Genomic DNA, 15,239 nt, shown 5'->3' with positions numbered 1-15,239 from the left:
TTGCGGTGTGGGTTGGGGGTCGGTGGGGCGCTGGGGGCGGCGCCAGAGGACCATGAGGGTGGCGGTGATGCCAACGGCGGCAAGGGTTCCCAGGTACCAGCGCCATAGGTCGCCGTTGCGGGGTGGGTGGGATCGAGCTGGGGTGTGGCGGGTTCTGGTGTCGGACAGGGCTACCGCTGGTCCCAGAATCAGGCCGAGGGTGCCAGCGGTGATGTGCAGGGTCAGGAGGGCTGTGTATGCGGGCATGGCCCACCTCCGGGGTGAGCGGGCGGCCGGGGCAGGCCGCCGGGCTCAGTGGGTGCGGGTGCGGTTCCAGGCGGTGGATTCCCAGCCCATGACGACGCGGAAGGCGAGGACTGCGCCCCAGGGGGCGATGACCCAGATGGGCCAGGGGTAGGTGAATTCGCCTGCGGCTACGGAGATCGCGGCCCAGATGAAGAGGCACAGGAGGCTGGTGCCGAGCCAGGCGGAACCCTCGATTTGTTGCCAGATGGGGAAGCGGGTGCGCGAGGAGGACTGCGCTGCAACGGGTTTGGAGAGTTTGGGGAGGTCAGCTAGGACCAGGGGGAGGTCTTCTCGGGTGGTGGTGGCGTAGACCTGGGCCAGGCGGTCGTTGTATTCGGCGAGGTCGAGGCGGCCGTCGGTGAGGTGGCGGCCGAGTTGGTCGGCGATGTGGGCGCGTTCGGCGTCGGAGGCGCGGGTGCCGGTGGTGATGTCCATGTCGATGCCTAACGGAGGATGATGGGCAGATATTCCATTGTGGAATGTAGTACCAGACTAAACCTCCATAGTGGAATGTCAAGGACATTCAAGTGAAGGCGGGTGCCAGCACATTTGCCAGCAGGGGGATGTGGTGCGATCGTTAGTCGACGTTCTCGGACAAGGAGTCATCGTGGACCTCGACTGGTCGCCTGCCGATCTGGCGTTTCGTGATGAAGTGCGCAGCTTCCTCGACGAAAAGTTAACCGACGATCTTCGCCGGGCGGGCCGCCTCGCGACCAGCGTCTATCCCGATCACGAAGCCAGCATGGAGTGGCAGCACATCCTGCACGAGCGCGGCTGGGCCGCCCCGGCCTGGCCGGTGAAGTACGGCGGCTGCGACTGGACCCTGACCCAGCACTACATTTTCGGCCGCGAGTGCACGCTGGCGGGCGCACCGAACCTGTCCCCCATGGGCATTCGCATGGTCTCGCACGCCATCATGGCCTTCGGCACCCCGGAGCAGAAGGACTTCTACCTGCCGCGCATCCTCACCGGCGAAGTCTTCTTCTGCCAGGGCTATTCGGAGCCGGAGGCGGGTTCGGACCTGGCGTCGCTGTCCATGGCCGCGGTCGGCGACGGCGATGACCTGATCGTCACCGGCTCCAAGATCTGGACCACCCACGCCACCGAGGCCAACTGGATCTTCGCGCTGGTGCGCACCTCCAGGCAGGCCAAGAAGCAGCAGGGCATCACCTTCCTGCTCATCGATATGCGCACGCCGGGCATCGAGATCCGGCCGCTGGTCATGACTTCCGGCGAGCAGGTGCAGAACCAGGTGTTCTTCGACCAGGTCCGGGTGCCGCGCGCGAACGTGCTGGGCGCCGTCGACGACGGCTGGACCGTGGCGAAGTTCCTGCTCAACTTCGAGCGCGGGGGTGGCGCGGCCTCCCCCATGCTCCAGGTGATGGCCGAGGAGCTGGCGCAGGCGGCGCAGGATCAGGTCGGCCCGAACGGCGGTGCGCTGATCGACGATCCGGCCTTCGCCGCCAAGCTGGCCGACGCCCGGCTGCGCGCGGATGTGCTGGAGATCCTCGAATACCGCACGCTCGCACTGGTTTCCAGCGGCAAGGACCCGGGTCCGGCCGCCTCCACCATCAAGATCCTGGGCACCGAGCTCAGCCAGGTGCTCACCGAACTCGCCCTGGAGGCCGCCGGTCCGCGCGGTCGCGCCTACCAGCCGCACGCCACCATGCCGGGCGGTCCGATCGCCGACTTCACCCCGCCCGCGGACGGTTTCGTCACCGGCGCGGAGTGGCAGGCGGTCGCCGGGCTGCGGTACTTCAACGACCGCGCCGGTTCGATCTACGCCGGTAGCAACGAGATTCAGCGCAATATCATCGCCAAAGCCACCCTGGGACTGTGACATGGACTTCTCTTTCACCGCCGAGCAGGAACTGCTGCGCGACACCGTCACCGAATTCCTTTCGGCGCGTTACCCGCTGGAGGCCAGCCGGGCCGCGGCCCGCAGCGGTGCCGGCTGGCAGCCGGAGATCTGGCGCGGCCTGGCCGAGGAGGTCGGCATTCTCGGGGCCAGCCTGCCGGAGTCGGTGGGCGGCATCGGGGGCGGACCGGTCGAGACCATGATCATCGCCGAGGCGCTGGGGGCGGCGCTGGTGGTGGAACCGTACGTGGACACCGTGGTGGTGGGCGGCGGCCTGCTGCGGCGCGCGGCAGGCAAGCGGGCCGAGGATCTGCTGTCGGGCATCGCCGCCGGTGAGGTGATCACCGGATTCGCCGCGCTGGAACCGCAGTCGGGCTACGACTACACCGCGGTCGCGACCACCGCGGTCCGCGATGGTGACGACTGGCTGCTGACCGGTGAGAAGACGGTGGTCACCGCCGCCCCGCTGGCCACGCACCTGCTGGTGACCGCGGCCCTGGACGGCGAGATCGCCCTGTTCGTGGTCGATTTCGACGCCGCCAACCCGCCCGCCGGGCTCACCGCGCGCCCGTACCGCACCCTCGACGAGCGCCAGGCCGCCGACCTGAGCTTCTCCGATCTGCGGGTCCCCGCGGACGCGCTAGTGCTGGCGCAGGCGGGCGCGGCCATCGCCGCCACCCTCGACGAGGCCATCGCGGCGGTCTGCGCCGAAACCGTCGGGGCGCTGCGCAAGGTGCTCGCCGACACCGTCGCCTACACCAAGCAGCGCCAGCAATTCGGCGTCCCGATCGCGAGCTTCCAGGCGCCACAACATCGCATGGTGGACATGCTGCTGGAGCTCGAACAGGCGGTGGCCGCAACCTATCTGGTGACGCTCAAGCTCGACGCCCCGGCTCCGGAGCGAGCCCGCGCGGCCTCGGCCGCCAAGGCCACCATCGGCCGCGCCGCCCGCCGCATCGGCCAAGAGTCGGTGCAGTTGCACGGCGCGATGGGCATGACCGAGGAACTGGCCATCGGCCATTTCTTCAAGCGCCTCACCGCCGTCCAGTACGAGTTCGGCACCACCGATCAGCACATCGCCCGCTACGCCGCACTCACCCGCCCCTAGGCGGACAGGCGGCGGGACGGACCCGTGCGCGCCGGGTCAGGGGTGGCCGGCGCGCACGGGTATCCGTCGAGCATCGGCGACGCGCGGTCGGCGCGCGGCGCCGGCCGCCCGGGCCGAACTACGCACGGCGAGCACGATTACCAGCGCCAACGCGGGTCCGGTGACGAAGAACAACACAGCCAGCGCGATGACCAGAACAGTTCCCACGTGCGGATTATTGTCCCCCGTGCCACATTTCGCACAATTACGGCAAACCACTTACTTTCGGGCGTAAAAACCCGCCCAGCTCCACCTGTGACACGGCACAGCCCACCCGGCGCGCTGCTGTGACCGGGCTCATAGCCGCGTACCCGTCACGTTCGGGAAAGCTGTCTCGTCCAAGGGGTGCATTCGAACCCGAGGAAAGGACGACATCGTGTCGCGAATGAACCTGAGCGAGGCCGCCCCCGAGGTCTACAAGGCCTGGCTGGCCGCCGAGGCCGCCATCCGCCGCGGCCCCCTCGACGCCACCGTGCGGGAACTGGTGAAGATCCGGGTGTCGCAGCTCAACGGCTGCCTGTTCTGCATCGACATGCACTCCACCGAGGCCCGCAAGGAGGGCGAGACCGAACGCCGCCTGTGGCACCTCAACGCCTGGCGGGAGTCGGCGCTGTTCACCGAGACCGAGCGTGCTGCGCTGGAATACGCCGAGGCGGCAACGCATCTCGGCCCGCACGGGGTGAGCGACGAGATCTGGGCCGATGTCGAGAAGCACTTCGACGAGGGTCAGCGGGCCGGTCTGGTGGCGGTGACCGCGCAGATCAACCTGTGGAACCGGATCGGCGTCCCGATGCGGCTGGAGCCGCTCGAGCCGTAGCCGGGACCGGTCGAGCGGGAATGCCGTTGACAGGCCGCATGGACTGTGGCTGATTGACGGTATGGGTAACGGGGCCACGACCGGACGAGTACGGATCGCCGCGATCGGCGATCTGCACATGCGGGAGAGCATGCGCGGGCACTTCCGGCCCGCGCTGCTCGGCCTCGCCGCGCACGCCGACGTCCTGCTGCTGGCAGGCGATCTCACCAATGGCGGCACCCTGCGCGACACCGACGTCCTGTGCGCGGAGATCGCCGATCTCCCCGTCCCGGTGGTCGCGGTCCTCGGCAATCACGACCACGACCGCCGTCTCGGCTACCGAATCGCGGTCCAGCTCAACGATATCGGCGTGCACATCCTCGAGGGCACCACGATCACATTGCCCCTCAACGGCATTCGAGTCGGAATCGCCGGCGTGATGGGCGGCAGCGGCGGATTCCCCGACTACCCTGGCAATCCCGCCGAGGGCAGCGTCGAACACCGCCAGCGCTTCCGCCGCGGCCCCGCCGACGCCCTCCGCCTGCGCGCCGCCCTGCAATCCCTCGACTGCGACCTCCGCATCGCCCTCATGCACTTCTCCCCGGTCGTCGACACCCTGGTCGGCGAGAACCCGAAGATCTACCCCGGCCTGGGCTGCCACGACCTCGCCGAGGCGGTCGACGCCGGTGGCGCCGCGCTGGCCATCCACGGACACGCCCACGGCGGCAGCGAATTCGGCCGCACCCCCGCCGGCACCGAGGTCCGCAACGTCTCCTACGCGGTCATCCGCAGCCCGTATCGCGTGTACGACCTGACACACCCGGGCGACACGTAAACCGCTTCTCGGTACGCTTTTACGGAATCTGTACTGCTGGCGTGCCGGGAAGTCTGGTCGGCCGGTCCGAAATCCTCGGGCCGTACGGTCCGACCTGGGAGTTTCGATGCGAGGCCAGTATTCGATCTTGACGTATTCTCCTCACGTGGACGCTCGGCTATTCGTCGTATCCTGCACATATGCATGCCGCTCAGATGGCCGAGGAATATCCGGTGATCGATTTGGACTCCGACGCGATCGATGCGGCGAAGTTGCTGGCCGAGCATCGGCTGCCGGGGATTCTGGTGATCGATGCGAACGGGAAGCCGCATTCGGTGTTGCCCGCCTCGCAGGTGGTGTTGTTCATCGTGCCGAAGTACGTGCAGGACGATCCGTCGCTGGCGGGGGTGCTCAACGATTCCATGTGCATGCAGGTGGTGAAGCGGTTGCGGGGCAAGAAGGTTCGGGATGTGATTCCGGAGCGGCTCACCAAGATTCCGGCGGCCAAGCACGACGACAATATCGTCGAGGTGGCCGCGCTGATGTCGAAGTACAAGTCGCCGTTGGTGGCGGTGCAGGACGGGGATCGGCTGATCGGCGTGATCACGTCCTCGCGGTTGTTGGAAGTGGCGCTCGCGAACTGAGCCCGCCGGGGCGGTCGCTATGACCGTCGCCATCGCCATCGCGGTCTTCACTATCGCCTACATCCTCATCGCGTCCGAGCGCGTGCACAAAACCATTGCGGCGCTGGCCGGTGCGGGTACGGTCATCGCGGTCGGGATCATGGACTCCGACGACGTCTTCTACTCCCACGAGACCGGCATCGACTGGAATGTCATCTACCTGCTGCTCGGGATGATGATCATCGTCGGCGTGCTGCGCCAGACCGGCATCTTCGAATACGTCGCCATCTGGGCGGCCAAGCGCGCCAAGGGTTCCGCACTGCGGGTGATGATCCTGCTGGTGCTCATCACCGCGACCGCGTCGGGCTTCCTCGACAATGTCACCACCGTGCTGCTCATCGCGCCGGTGACCATGCTGGTGTGCGAGCGCCTGGAGGTGTCGCCGATCCCGTTCCTGATCGCGGAGGTGCTGGCGTCGAATATCGGCGGCGCGGCCACCCTGATCGGCGACCCGCCCAACATCATCATCGGCAGCAAGGCGGGCCTGTCGTTCAACGACTTCTTCCTGAACCTGACCCCGATCGTGCTGATCGAACTGGCCGTGTTCACGCTGCTGCTGCCGCGGCTGTTCCGGGGCTCCTTCGACGTCGATCCCGAGCGCGCCGCCGACATCATGCAGTTGAACGAGCGTGAGGCGATTCGCGATCCGCGCCTGCTGATCAAGTGCGGAATTGTGCTGGCGGGAGTTTTCGCGGGATTCTTCGGCCACCCGATCTTCCATCTCGAACCGTCATTGGTGGCGTTGCTCGGCGCGGGCGTGCTGGTGTTGATTTCCGGTCTGCCGCAACGCGATTACCTGTCGGCGGTGGAATGGGAGACGCTGCTGTTCTTCGCCGGTCTGTTCGTGATGATCGGGGCGCTGGTGAAAACCGGTGTGATCGCCCGATTGGCGAAATCCGCGACCGAACTCACCGGCGGAAACGCACTGCTGGCAACCATGCTGATACTCGTGGTCTCGGCGGTGCTGTCGGGTGTCATCGACAACATCCCGTACGTGGCGACCATGAGCCCACTGGTGGCGGAACTGGTGGAGCACGTCGACCATCCGGCACAGGCGGACGCCCTGTGGTGGGCGCTGGCATTGGGCGCGGATTTCGGTGGCAACCTCACAGCAGTCGGGGCCAGCGCGAACGTGGTGATGCTCGGGATCGCCAAGCGCTCGGACCATCCGATCTCGTTCTGGGAATTCACCAGGAAGGGCATCGTGGTGACCGCGGTCACCATTGTCGTGGCCGCGCCGTACCTGTGGCTGCGCTATTTCGTATTCGCCTGACCAGCGACAAACGCCTCATTACGGACAACTTCTGTGTGGCGATTGTGATTTTCCAGCAACCCTGACCGACAATGGCAGCCGCCATGTCCATATCCAGCACCGATCATCCGACAGCGCCGGACAGCGACCACCAGGACGCCCCGGCCACCCCCGCCGCTCCCGGTTCCTACCGGCTGGATCTGGACGGACTGCGCGGCGTGGCTATCGCGCTGGTGGTCGCCTTCCACATCTGGGCCGGACGGGTCTCCGGCGGTGTGGACGTCTTCCTGGTGCTGTCGGGATTCTTCTTCACCGGCATGCTCATCCGCCGCGCCGACGGCGGTGCGGTGGGCGTGCTGACCACCGTGCGGCGCACGCTGCGGCGACTGCTGCCCGCCATGGTGGTGGTGCTGGGCGCGGTGGTGGTCGCCACCGTCACCCTACTGCCGCACACCCGCTGGTCGGATATCGCGGGTCAGACGGTGGCTTCGCTGTTCTACTACCAGAACTGGTATCTGGCGACGTCCTGGTCGGACTATCTGGCCGCCGACCCGTCGGTGAGCCCGCTGCAGCATCTGTGGTCGATGTCGGTGCAGGGGCAGATGTATCTGGTCATGCTGGTCGCGGTCGCGCTGGTGGCGTGGGTGCTGCGCCGGGCGGTCGCGGCGGGAGCCTGGAAACAGGCTGTGCGGCATCCGTTGCTGCGTCGCGCCGGGCAGGGCGGCGTCCTGCGGCTGACCCTGGCCGTGGTCTTCGGCGTCGCCGCGGTCGTCTCGTTCTGCTATGCCACCGAAGGGGTTTCGACCCAGCAGGGCTGGAACTACTACGACACCTTCGCCCGTGCCTGGGAACCGCTGACCGGCGCGCTGCTGGCCATCGCCGCGCCGCTGATCCGGCTGCCCCGGCCGACGCGAGAGGTGTTCGCGTGGGCGGGAATCGCGGCCATCGCGTGCTGCGGGTGGATCGTCAACGGCGTGCTGGTGTTCCCCGGCCCGGCCGCGCTGATTCCGGTACTCGCCACCGTCGCACTGATTCTCGCGGGCGCGGGCCGTGATACCGCCGAGCAGCCGCTGGTCAATCGTGTGCTGGCCACCGGCCCGATCGTGCAGTTGGGCGGTTTCGCCTACGCGCTGTACCTGTGGCACTGGCCGCTGCTCATCTTCTATCTGGGGCAACGGCATCAGCGCGGGGCGGGCGCGCTCGACGGGCTGATCATCATCCTGGTCTCGCTGGCGCTGGCCTACCTGACCCATCATCTGGTGGAGGAGCCGCTGCGGTTGCGCTCCAAGCCGTCGGCCACCCCGGCGCGCGGGCGACTGCTCGCGGGCGTGGCGGTTTCCACGGTCGGTGTGCTGCTGCTCGCCTCGACGCTGACCTGGCAGTGGAGCATGGGCGCGAAGGCGCACGCGGTCGGCGAGCTGGATCCCGCCAAATATCCTGGCGCGGCGGCCCTCACCGATCACGCGCTGGTGCCACGCGCGCCCATGCGGCCCACCACCGAGGAAGCCCCCGCCGATATCGCCTACCCGACCCGCGACGGCTGCATCTCCGACTTCGACACCCGCTCGGTCACCACCTGCACCTACGGTGACCGCGACGCGCACCGCACCATCGCCGTGGTCGGCAATTCCCATGCCGAGCACTGGATTCCGGCGTTGCAGATCCTCGGCGAGCAGTACCGCTTCCGGGTCGTGGTCTACCTCAAGATGGGCTGTCCGCTCACCGTCGCCGAGGACCCGGTCTACAAGGGCCAGCAGAATCCGGACTGCCGCGACTGGTCGGCGGAGGTGATCGACCGGCTCGGGGTGGAGCATCCCGATTTCGTCTTCACCACCGTCACCCGCCCCAGCGACAACGGCGGCGACGAGACCCCGCAGGACTATGTGGACGTCTGGTCGGCGCTGCACGATCGCGGACTGCAGGTGATCGGTATTCGCGACACTCCGTGGCTGCGCCGCAACGGGATTCGCTACCGCGCCATCGACTGCCTGGCCGGCGGCGGTGACCGCATCAGTTGTGGTCTGCCGCGCGCGGAGGCCCTGTCCCCGGTGAACCCGGCCATCGAACCCGCCGCCGCCTTCCCGAACATGCACCTCATCGACCCCAACGACGCGGTCTGCGAGCCCACTGTGTGTGCCGTAGTGGAGGGCAACATCCTCATCTACCACGACGAACACCATTTGACCGCGAGCTATTCGAGGTCGCTGGCCCCCGAACTGGAGCGGGAGTTGCAGCCCATCCTCGGCTGGTGGTGACGCCCGCTCAACGGTCGCGAACGGTATCCGGCTGTTCGTAGAGGGCTTCCCAGACCGAGAAGCTGGACAGCAGTTCGACGGCGCGCCAACCGGGTTCGGTGAGGAGCACGCGGCTCGCGCCGTCGAGGCGGTCGTCCCAGGAGCCCGGCTCGTCGCTGGTCACCAGCCCGTAGGCCGCGACCACCCGCAGCACCCGGGAGACACCGGGTCGCCGCAGTCCGAGTTCCGCGCGCAGCTCACGCAGCGATCGCGGCCCGGAGGCCAGCACATCCAGCAGTTCCACCACGCCACGGTGATTGACCAGTACACGCAATGCGGACAGTTCATCCGCAGGGTTGTCCATGGTCTCGACGCTAGGAGCGCGACGATACCTACCGGTGAGTCTTGACGGCACCGATTCGCCACGCCCCGGCTTCTCTACGGATTCCTTACGGCCTTACTCTCGACCGTTACCGCGGTAGGACAACAGAATTCGGGGTTTCTGTGAACGGCTTTCCCTTGGACATCGTGCTGGCTCTGATCGGCATCGCCGTGCCGATTCTAGCCTTCATCTGGGAATTCGTCTTGGTGGGGCGCAAGCGGCTCGGGTATCGGGTGCAGATGGATACGCCCGTTACCGGGGAGATCGAGTCGGTGTTTCCGGGGGTGCTGCCGCAGTTGCGCCCGGACGGGGGCGGGAGCGCGCCGGATTTGCAGGATCTGTCGCTGGTGCTGGTGCGGATCGAGAACAACGGCATCACCGATGTGGACAGCACGGATTACGCGGTGCCCGACAGTGATCCGGTCGGACTGCACATTCGCTTCCCGCACCGCCGGGTCATCGGGATGGCGGTGACGGAACTGTCCGACGACGCCCTGGGCGACAGCCTGAAGCCGGGCACCGGCATCGGCACCCGCGAGGACGCGCTCAATCGCAGCGGGATCATCGATCTGCCGAAGGTGCCGATGGATCGCGGCGACCACTACAAGATTCTCGCGATCCTGCAGCGCACTGCCGGGGCGGGGGCCTACCCGGATCCGGTGGTGCGGGCCAAGCTCAAGGGCGGGCGGGTCTCGGAGACCCGCAGCCGGGTCGGTGTGTCACCGAAGCTGCTGGCGCTCATGGGGTTTCTGGTGGCGGTCATCGCGGTGCAGTTCGCGTTCAATCTGAACGATGGTGCGGGATCGTCGAATTCGGCGGACTGCGGGAGCGGCAAGCTCACCTTGGTCGGCTCCACCGCCTTCGAGCCCGCCGTCCGTGACGCCGCCGGGGCCTACGCCAAGCGGTGCTCCGGCGCGCAGTTCACGTTCGAATTCGACAGCAGCGACCGGGGTTTGAGCAGGGTGGACGAGGAGGGCAAGAGCAATCCGGGCCTGCTCGCCATCACCGACGGCCCCAAGGGTGTCGGCTATCCGGCTCTGCTCCCCCGCACCCTGACCCTGTCGCTGTACGCGATGATCGTCAATCCCGGTGTGGGCGTGCACGATCTGACCGCCCAGCAGATCCGCGACATCTACGCCGGTCGCGTCGGCAACTGGCAGCAGCTCGGCGGACCGGATCTGCCGGTGCGCGTGGTGAACCGAGCCCTGGGCTCCGGCACCCGGGAGGCGTTCCGCACACGGGTGCTCGGCGCCGACCAGCCCCCTACACCGGCCGCCACCAGCTGCCGTGCCCTCGCGGCCACCAATCCCTCCGGCGTCTCCTTCTGCGAGGCCCCGGTCACCAACGACATGTTGAAAACCATTGCGGACCTGCCCGGTTCGATCGGCTACAGCGAATACTCCGACGCCACGCAGACTTCGGGCGTCAAGACGCTGACCATCGACAGCCACCCGGCCGGGCGCGACCAGGCCCTCGACCACACCTACCCGTTCTGGAGCGTCGAATACGCCTACAGCAACGGCGAACTGCCCGCCGACTCCCTCGCGGCATCCTTCCTGCGGTTCCTCACCACGGGCACCGGCAAGGACGTGCTGCGTTCCCACGGCAACACGCCCTGCGGCGAACTGCCCAACCCCACCACGTGCACGCCCTGACGCCGGGCTACACCTCGATCTGCGAGCCCATGATGACCGTGCGGGCGCGCGGCAGGCCGAAGTATTCGGCGGCATCGGCGGTGATGTGGCTGGTGGCGATGAACAGGCGCTTGCGCCAGCGGGCCATGGTCGGGGCCGAGCCCGGGAGCAGTTCGATGGTGGACAGGAAGTAGGAGGCGTGCTCGAGGTCCAGGGGGCCTTCGGTTTCGGCCGGGTCGAGGAGGGCCAGGGCGGCGGGGACGTCGGGGGTTTCCGCGTAGCCGTAGCGGGCGGTGACGTGGATGATGCCGTCGTCCCGATAGTCGAGGTGGTCGATGATGATGCGCTGGTCGGCCGGAATACGTGGAACCAGTTCGGTTTTGATCGAAATGAATACGACCTGCTGATGTCGCACGTGGTTGTGCTCGACATTGGCGCGCATGGCCAGCGGGGCGGTTTCCTTGCCGCGGTTGAGGAATACCGCCGTGCCGGGGACGGTGACGATCGCGGGCCGCTGGTCCTGGAGGTGATCGATGAACACGCGCAGCGAGCCCTCGCGCTCTTCCCTTTCGGCCGTGACGATTTCGCGGCCGCGCTGCCAGGTGGTCATGATCGTGAACGCGGTCAGGCCGATCAGCAGCGGCAGCCAGCCACCGTGCACGAACTTGGTCAGGTTCGCGGCGAAGAACAGCAGATCCACGAGGAGCAGCGGGGTCGCGCCCAGCACGATCAGCCACACCGGTGTACGCCACCTCGCCCGGGCGACGTAGAAGAACAACAGGGTGGAGATGGTGATGGTGCCGGTGACGGCCATGCCGAAGGCGAAGGCCAGCGCCGCCGAACTGCGGAAAGCGAAGACGAGGGTCAGCACCGAGACCATCAGCAGCCAGTTGATCCACGGCACGTAGATCTGCCCGATGGTCGATTCGGAGGTGTGCGCGATGCGCAGCCGGGGCAGGTAGCCGAGCTGGGCGGCCTGTGCGGCAACGGAATACGCGCCGGTGATCACCGCCTGCGAGGCGATGACGGTGGCGGCGGTGGCCAGCACGACCATCGGCAGCCGCCCCCAGCCCGGCACGAGTAGGAAGAACGGGGCGCTGATATTGCTCGAATCGTCGAGGATCAGCGCGCCCTGGCCCAGATAGCTCAGTGCACAGGCCGGAAAGACGAGAAACAGCCAACCACGGGTGATGGCGCGACGGCCGAAATGGCCCATATCGGCGTAGAGGGCCTCCGCGCCGGTGACCGCCAGCACGATCGCCGCGAGCGCGAAGAACGCGATTCCGAAATGCCCGAACAGGAATCCCAGCGCGTAGCTCGGCCACAGCGCCTTCAGGATCTCCGGATGCTCGGCAATTCCGGTGACGCCCAGCAGGCCGATCGTCGCGAACCACACGATCATCACCGGTCCGAACATCCGACCCACGGCCGCGGTGCCGCGCCGCTGCACCAGGAACAGCCCGATAATGATCACGACGGTGATCGGTATGACCAGATCACCGAGCGAGGGCTGCACCACCTTCAACCCCTCGACCGCCGACAGCACCGAGATCGCCGGCGTGATCATGCTGTCGCCGAAGAACAGTGACGCACCGAAGATTCCGAGCGCCGACAACACCATGGCCGTCCGCCGACCACCCGGCGCGACCCACCGCCGCAGCAGCGTGATGAGCGCCATGATCCCGCCCTCACCGTCATTGTCGGCGCGCATCGCCAGCAGCACATAGGTGACCGTCACGATGATCATGACCGACCAGAAGATCAGCGACACGACCCCGAACACGTTGTCGCGGCTGACCGGAACCGGATGCGGGTCACCGGGATCGAACACGGTCTGCAGAGTGTAGATCGGACTCGTACCGATATCCCCGAACACGACACCGAGCGCCCCGACCACCACCGCCAGCCGCGCCGTGTCGTGTGCGACCGACGCGGCCGGTGGTGTCCCCTGGGTGTCGTCTGTCGTCCCGGAAGGTCGTTGCTCGGTCACGGTGCTCCTCCTCCGTGCGGGCAGTTCCGCACGTCGCGCCGGACGATACCGGCTGCGCCACCACAACTCCCGACACGCCACCCGAACCGGGTATCGGCTGATCAGCCCTTGAACGGGTACTTACCGTCCAAGTCGTAGTTCAGCTCGACGACATTGACCGTGGGCTCGCCCATGAAGCCGAGGGCTCGGCCGGTCTTGTGGGCGTCCACGACGGCCTTGATCTGGTCGGGAGAGACGTTGCGGGCCTTGGCGACTCGGGCCACCTGGATGGCCGCGTAGGCCGGGGAGATCTGTGGGTCCAGGCCGGACGCCGAGGCGGTTACGGCATCGGACGGCACCGGGGTGTCGCTCGAGGCGTTGCCGCGGATCGGGACGATCTGGCCCGCCGAGTAGTCCTCGCCGCGCTTGGCGCACTCCACCTTCACTCCCTCGTAGGTGTCCAGGAAGGGCTTCGGTGTGGCGTCGCATGCCTCGTTCAGGCTGATCACCCGGGTGGGGTGGGTGACCAGGCCGTGTGAATCCCGATCGCCCATGACCGCCAGCACCGCGCCGACACCACCGGAGGTGCAGAACGGGCGGCTGCCGTCCACGCCCTCCAGCTTGCCGACATTCTGGCTGCGCTGGCAGACCGTGCTGAGCAGGCTCAGCTTGTCCTTGGTCGGATCGGTGGCGTCCAGGCTGTCCACCACCGACTCCGGGCCCATATTGCCGAAGGCGGTGTTGGTCGGGTCGTAGCCGTCGGGAATGCTGCCGTCGGACGGAAGGGAATTCGACGGGCGGGTCTGGAAGTACTGGGCCAGCGCCGTGCCCTTGCCGTCGGTGAACGCCTGCCCGATCAGGCTGGAGCCCACCAGTTTCCCGTCCCGATGGATCAGCGACCCGTCGGCCTTGTCCTTCAGGCCGGGCAGCTGCGCGACGGCGAGAACCGCTGCGGGATAGATGATTCCGGTGATCACGGTGAGCACCAGCAGCGCGCGCAGCGCCGCGACATGCTGTCGGATCCAGGTTGACATACGCATATTCGCTACATCCCCGGGAAGAATTGGATGAGAAGGTCGATGAGCTTGATCCCGATGAACGGCGCGATGATGCCACCGAGACCGTAGAGGTAGAGATTGCGGCTCAACAGTTTCGACGCGCTGGACGGCCGGTAGTTCACGCCCCGCAGCGCCAGCGGGATCAGCGCCACGATGACCAGGGCGTTGAAGATGACCGCCGACAGGATCGCCGACTGCGGCGAATGCAGCCGCATGATGTTCAGCACGTCCAGGCCCGGGAACAGCGCCACGAACAGCGCCGGGATGATCGCGAAGTACTTGGCGATGTCATTGGCGATGGAGAACGTGGTCAGCGCGCCGCGGGTGATCAGCAACTGCTTGCCGATCTCCACGATCTCGATGAGCTTGGTCGGATCCGAGTCCAGATCCACCATGTTTCCGGCCTCTTTGGCCGCCGAGGTGCCGGTGTTCATGGCGACACCCACGTCGGCCTGCGCGAGCGCGGGCGCGTCATTGGTGCCGTCGCCGGTCATGGCGACCATGCGGCCGCCGGCCTGCTCCTTCTTGATCAGGTCCAGCTTGTCCTCGGGAGTGGCCTCCGCGAGGAAGTCGTCCACGCCCGCCTCGTCGGCGATCGCCTTGGCGGTCAACGGATTGTCGCCGGTGATCATGACGGTGCGGATGCCCATGCGGCGCATCTCGTCGAAGCGCTCCCGCATGCCCTGCTTCACCACATCCTTGAGATGGATGACGCCCAGCAGCGTGGCGGTGCCCTTCTTGATCTCGGCCACCACCAGCGGAGTGCCGCCGGAAGCCGAGATGCCGTCCACGGTCACGCCGACCGCCTCGGGCACCTCGCCGCCGTTGGAGCGGACCCATTCGGTGACCGCCGAGGCCGCGCCCTTGCGCAGCTGGTGACCGTCGGCCAGGTCCACACCCGACATGCGGGTCTGGGCGGTGAACTCCACCCAGGTCGCGCCGGTCAGCTCGCCAGGAGTGCGCTCACGCTTGTTGTACGCGGTCTTGGCGTACACCACGATCGAGCGGCCCTCCGGGGTCTCGTCCGCGAGGCTGGAAAGCTGTGCGGCGTCGGCCAATTCGTCGGAGGTGACACCCGGCATCGGCACGAAGTCCGCGGCCTGGCGGTTGCCCAGGGTGATGGTGCC

Annotated in this window: 15 protein-coding genes; 8 read left to right on the top strand and 7 right to left on the bottom strand. The window is 67.2% G+C overall.

All coding sequences use genetic code 11. From position 1 onward, the window contains the following. On the bottom strand, positions 1 to 246 hold a 246-nt coding region (locus tag ACWELQ_RS16710; protein WP_452397934.1), incomplete at its 3' end, for a hypothetical protein. A gap of 45 nt (positions 247 to 291) precedes the next feature. Further along, complete coding sequence (locus tag ACWELQ_RS16705; protein WP_452397933.1) at positions 292 to 720, bottom strand: DUF1707 SHOCT-like domain-containing protein; 429 nt, start codon at positions 718 to 720, stop codon at positions 292 to 294. A 172-nt stretch (positions 721 to 892) separates the two neighbouring features. Between ACWELQ_RS16705 and ACWELQ_RS16700 the strand changes: the two genes are divergently transcribed. After that, positions 893 to 2,125, top strand: a complete 1,233-nt coding sequence (locus ACWELQ_RS16700) for an acyl-CoA dehydrogenase family protein (protein WP_452397932.1) — start codon at positions 893 to 895, stop codon at positions 2,123 to 2,125. Position 2,126: 1 nt separating this feature from the next. Next, on the top strand, positions 2,127 to 3,251 hold the full coding sequence (locus ACWELQ_RS16695; protein ID WP_452397931.1) for an acyl-CoA dehydrogenase family protein: 1,125 nt from the start codon (positions 2,127 to 2,129) through the stop codon (positions 3,249 to 3,251). 36 nt (positions 3,252 to 3,287) lie between these two features. Here the strand turns inward: ACWELQ_RS16695 and ACWELQ_RS16690 are convergent, their stop codons facing one another. Next, a complete protein-coding gene (locus ACWELQ_RS16690; protein WP_452397930.1) occupies positions 3,288 to 3,458 on the bottom strand; it encodes a hypothetical protein in 171 nt (56 codons plus the stop codon). Between the two features lie 217 nt (positions 3,459 to 3,675). Between ACWELQ_RS16690 and ACWELQ_RS16685 the strand changes: the two genes are divergently transcribed. From ACWELQ_RS16685 to ACWELQ_RS16665, 5 genes are all read left to right on the top strand, one after another. Next, a complete protein-coding gene (locus tag ACWELQ_RS16685) occupies positions 3,676 to 4,107 on the top strand; it encodes a carboxymuconolactone decarboxylase family protein (protein ID WP_452397936.1) in 432 nt (143 codons plus the stop codon). Between the two features lie 61 nt (positions 4,108 to 4,168). After that, complete coding sequence (locus ACWELQ_RS16680) at positions 4,169 to 4,921, top strand: metallophosphoesterase family protein (protein ID WP_452397929.1); 753 nt, start codon at positions 4,169 to 4,171, stop codon at positions 4,919 to 4,921. 179 nt (positions 4,922 to 5,100) lie between these two features. Beyond that, the gene (locus tag ACWELQ_RS16675; protein ID WP_379364468.1) at positions 5,101 to 5,544 is read left to right on the top strand and encodes a CBS domain-containing protein; all 444 of its coding nucleotides are present in this window, start codon (positions 5,101 to 5,103) and stop codon (positions 5,542 to 5,544) included. Positions 5,545 to 5,563: 19 nt separating this feature from the next. Next, a complete protein-coding gene (locus tag ACWELQ_RS16670) occupies positions 5,564 to 6,856 on the top strand; it encodes an SLC13 family permease (protein ID WP_452397928.1) in 1,293 nt (430 codons plus the stop codon). An 83-nt stretch (positions 6,857 to 6,939) separates the two neighbouring features. Further along, complete coding sequence (locus tag ACWELQ_RS16665; RefSeq protein WP_452397927.1) at positions 6,940 to 9,090, top strand: acyltransferase family protein; 2,151 nt, start codon at positions 6,940 to 6,942, stop codon at positions 9,088 to 9,090. A 7-nt stretch (positions 9,091 to 9,097) separates the two neighbouring features. Here ACWELQ_RS16665 and ACWELQ_RS16660 read toward each other — a convergent pair whose 3' ends face one another. Continuing rightward, positions 9,098 to 9,433, bottom strand: coding sequence for a winged helix-turn-helix transcriptional regulator (locus tag ACWELQ_RS16660; protein WP_452397926.1), 336 nt, complete (start codon positions 9,431 to 9,433; stop codon positions 9,098 to 9,100). 164 nt (positions 9,434 to 9,597) lie between these two features. Here ACWELQ_RS16660 and ACWELQ_RS16655 point away from each other — a divergent pair, with 164 nt between their 5' ends. Further along, positions 9,598 to 11,106 carry a substrate-binding domain-containing protein gene (locus ACWELQ_RS16655; RefSeq protein ID WP_452397925.1) on the top strand — a complete coding sequence of 503 codons (1,509 nt, stop codon included), beginning with the start codon at positions 9,598 to 9,600 and terminating at the stop codon, positions 11,104 to 11,106. A gap of 7 nt (positions 11,107 to 11,113) precedes the next feature. Here the strand turns inward: ACWELQ_RS16655 and ACWELQ_RS16650 are convergent, their stop codons facing one another. The 3 genes from ACWELQ_RS16650 to kdpB all read right to left on the bottom strand — a co-directional run. Then, a complete protein-coding gene (locus tag ACWELQ_RS16650; RefSeq protein ID WP_452397935.1) occupies positions 11,114 to 12,991 on the bottom strand; it encodes a potassium transporter Kup in 1,878 nt (625 codons plus the stop codon). A 185-nt stretch (positions 12,992 to 13,176) separates the two neighbouring features. Further along, a complete protein-coding gene (locus ACWELQ_RS16645) occupies positions 13,177 to 14,094 on the bottom strand; it encodes a potassium-transporting ATPase subunit C (protein WP_452397924.1) in 918 nt (305 codons plus the stop codon). A gap of 5 nt (positions 14,095 to 14,099) precedes the next feature. Next, the coding region (gene kdpB / locus ACWELQ_RS16640) for a potassium-transporting ATPase subunit KdpB (RefSeq protein ID WP_452397923.1) at positions 14,100 to 15,239 on the bottom strand (1,140 nt) is incomplete at its 5' end.

This window comes from Nocardia sp. NPDC004722, from assembly GCF_053601505.1.
This window is presented reverse-complemented; position numbering and strand designations above follow the sequence as displayed.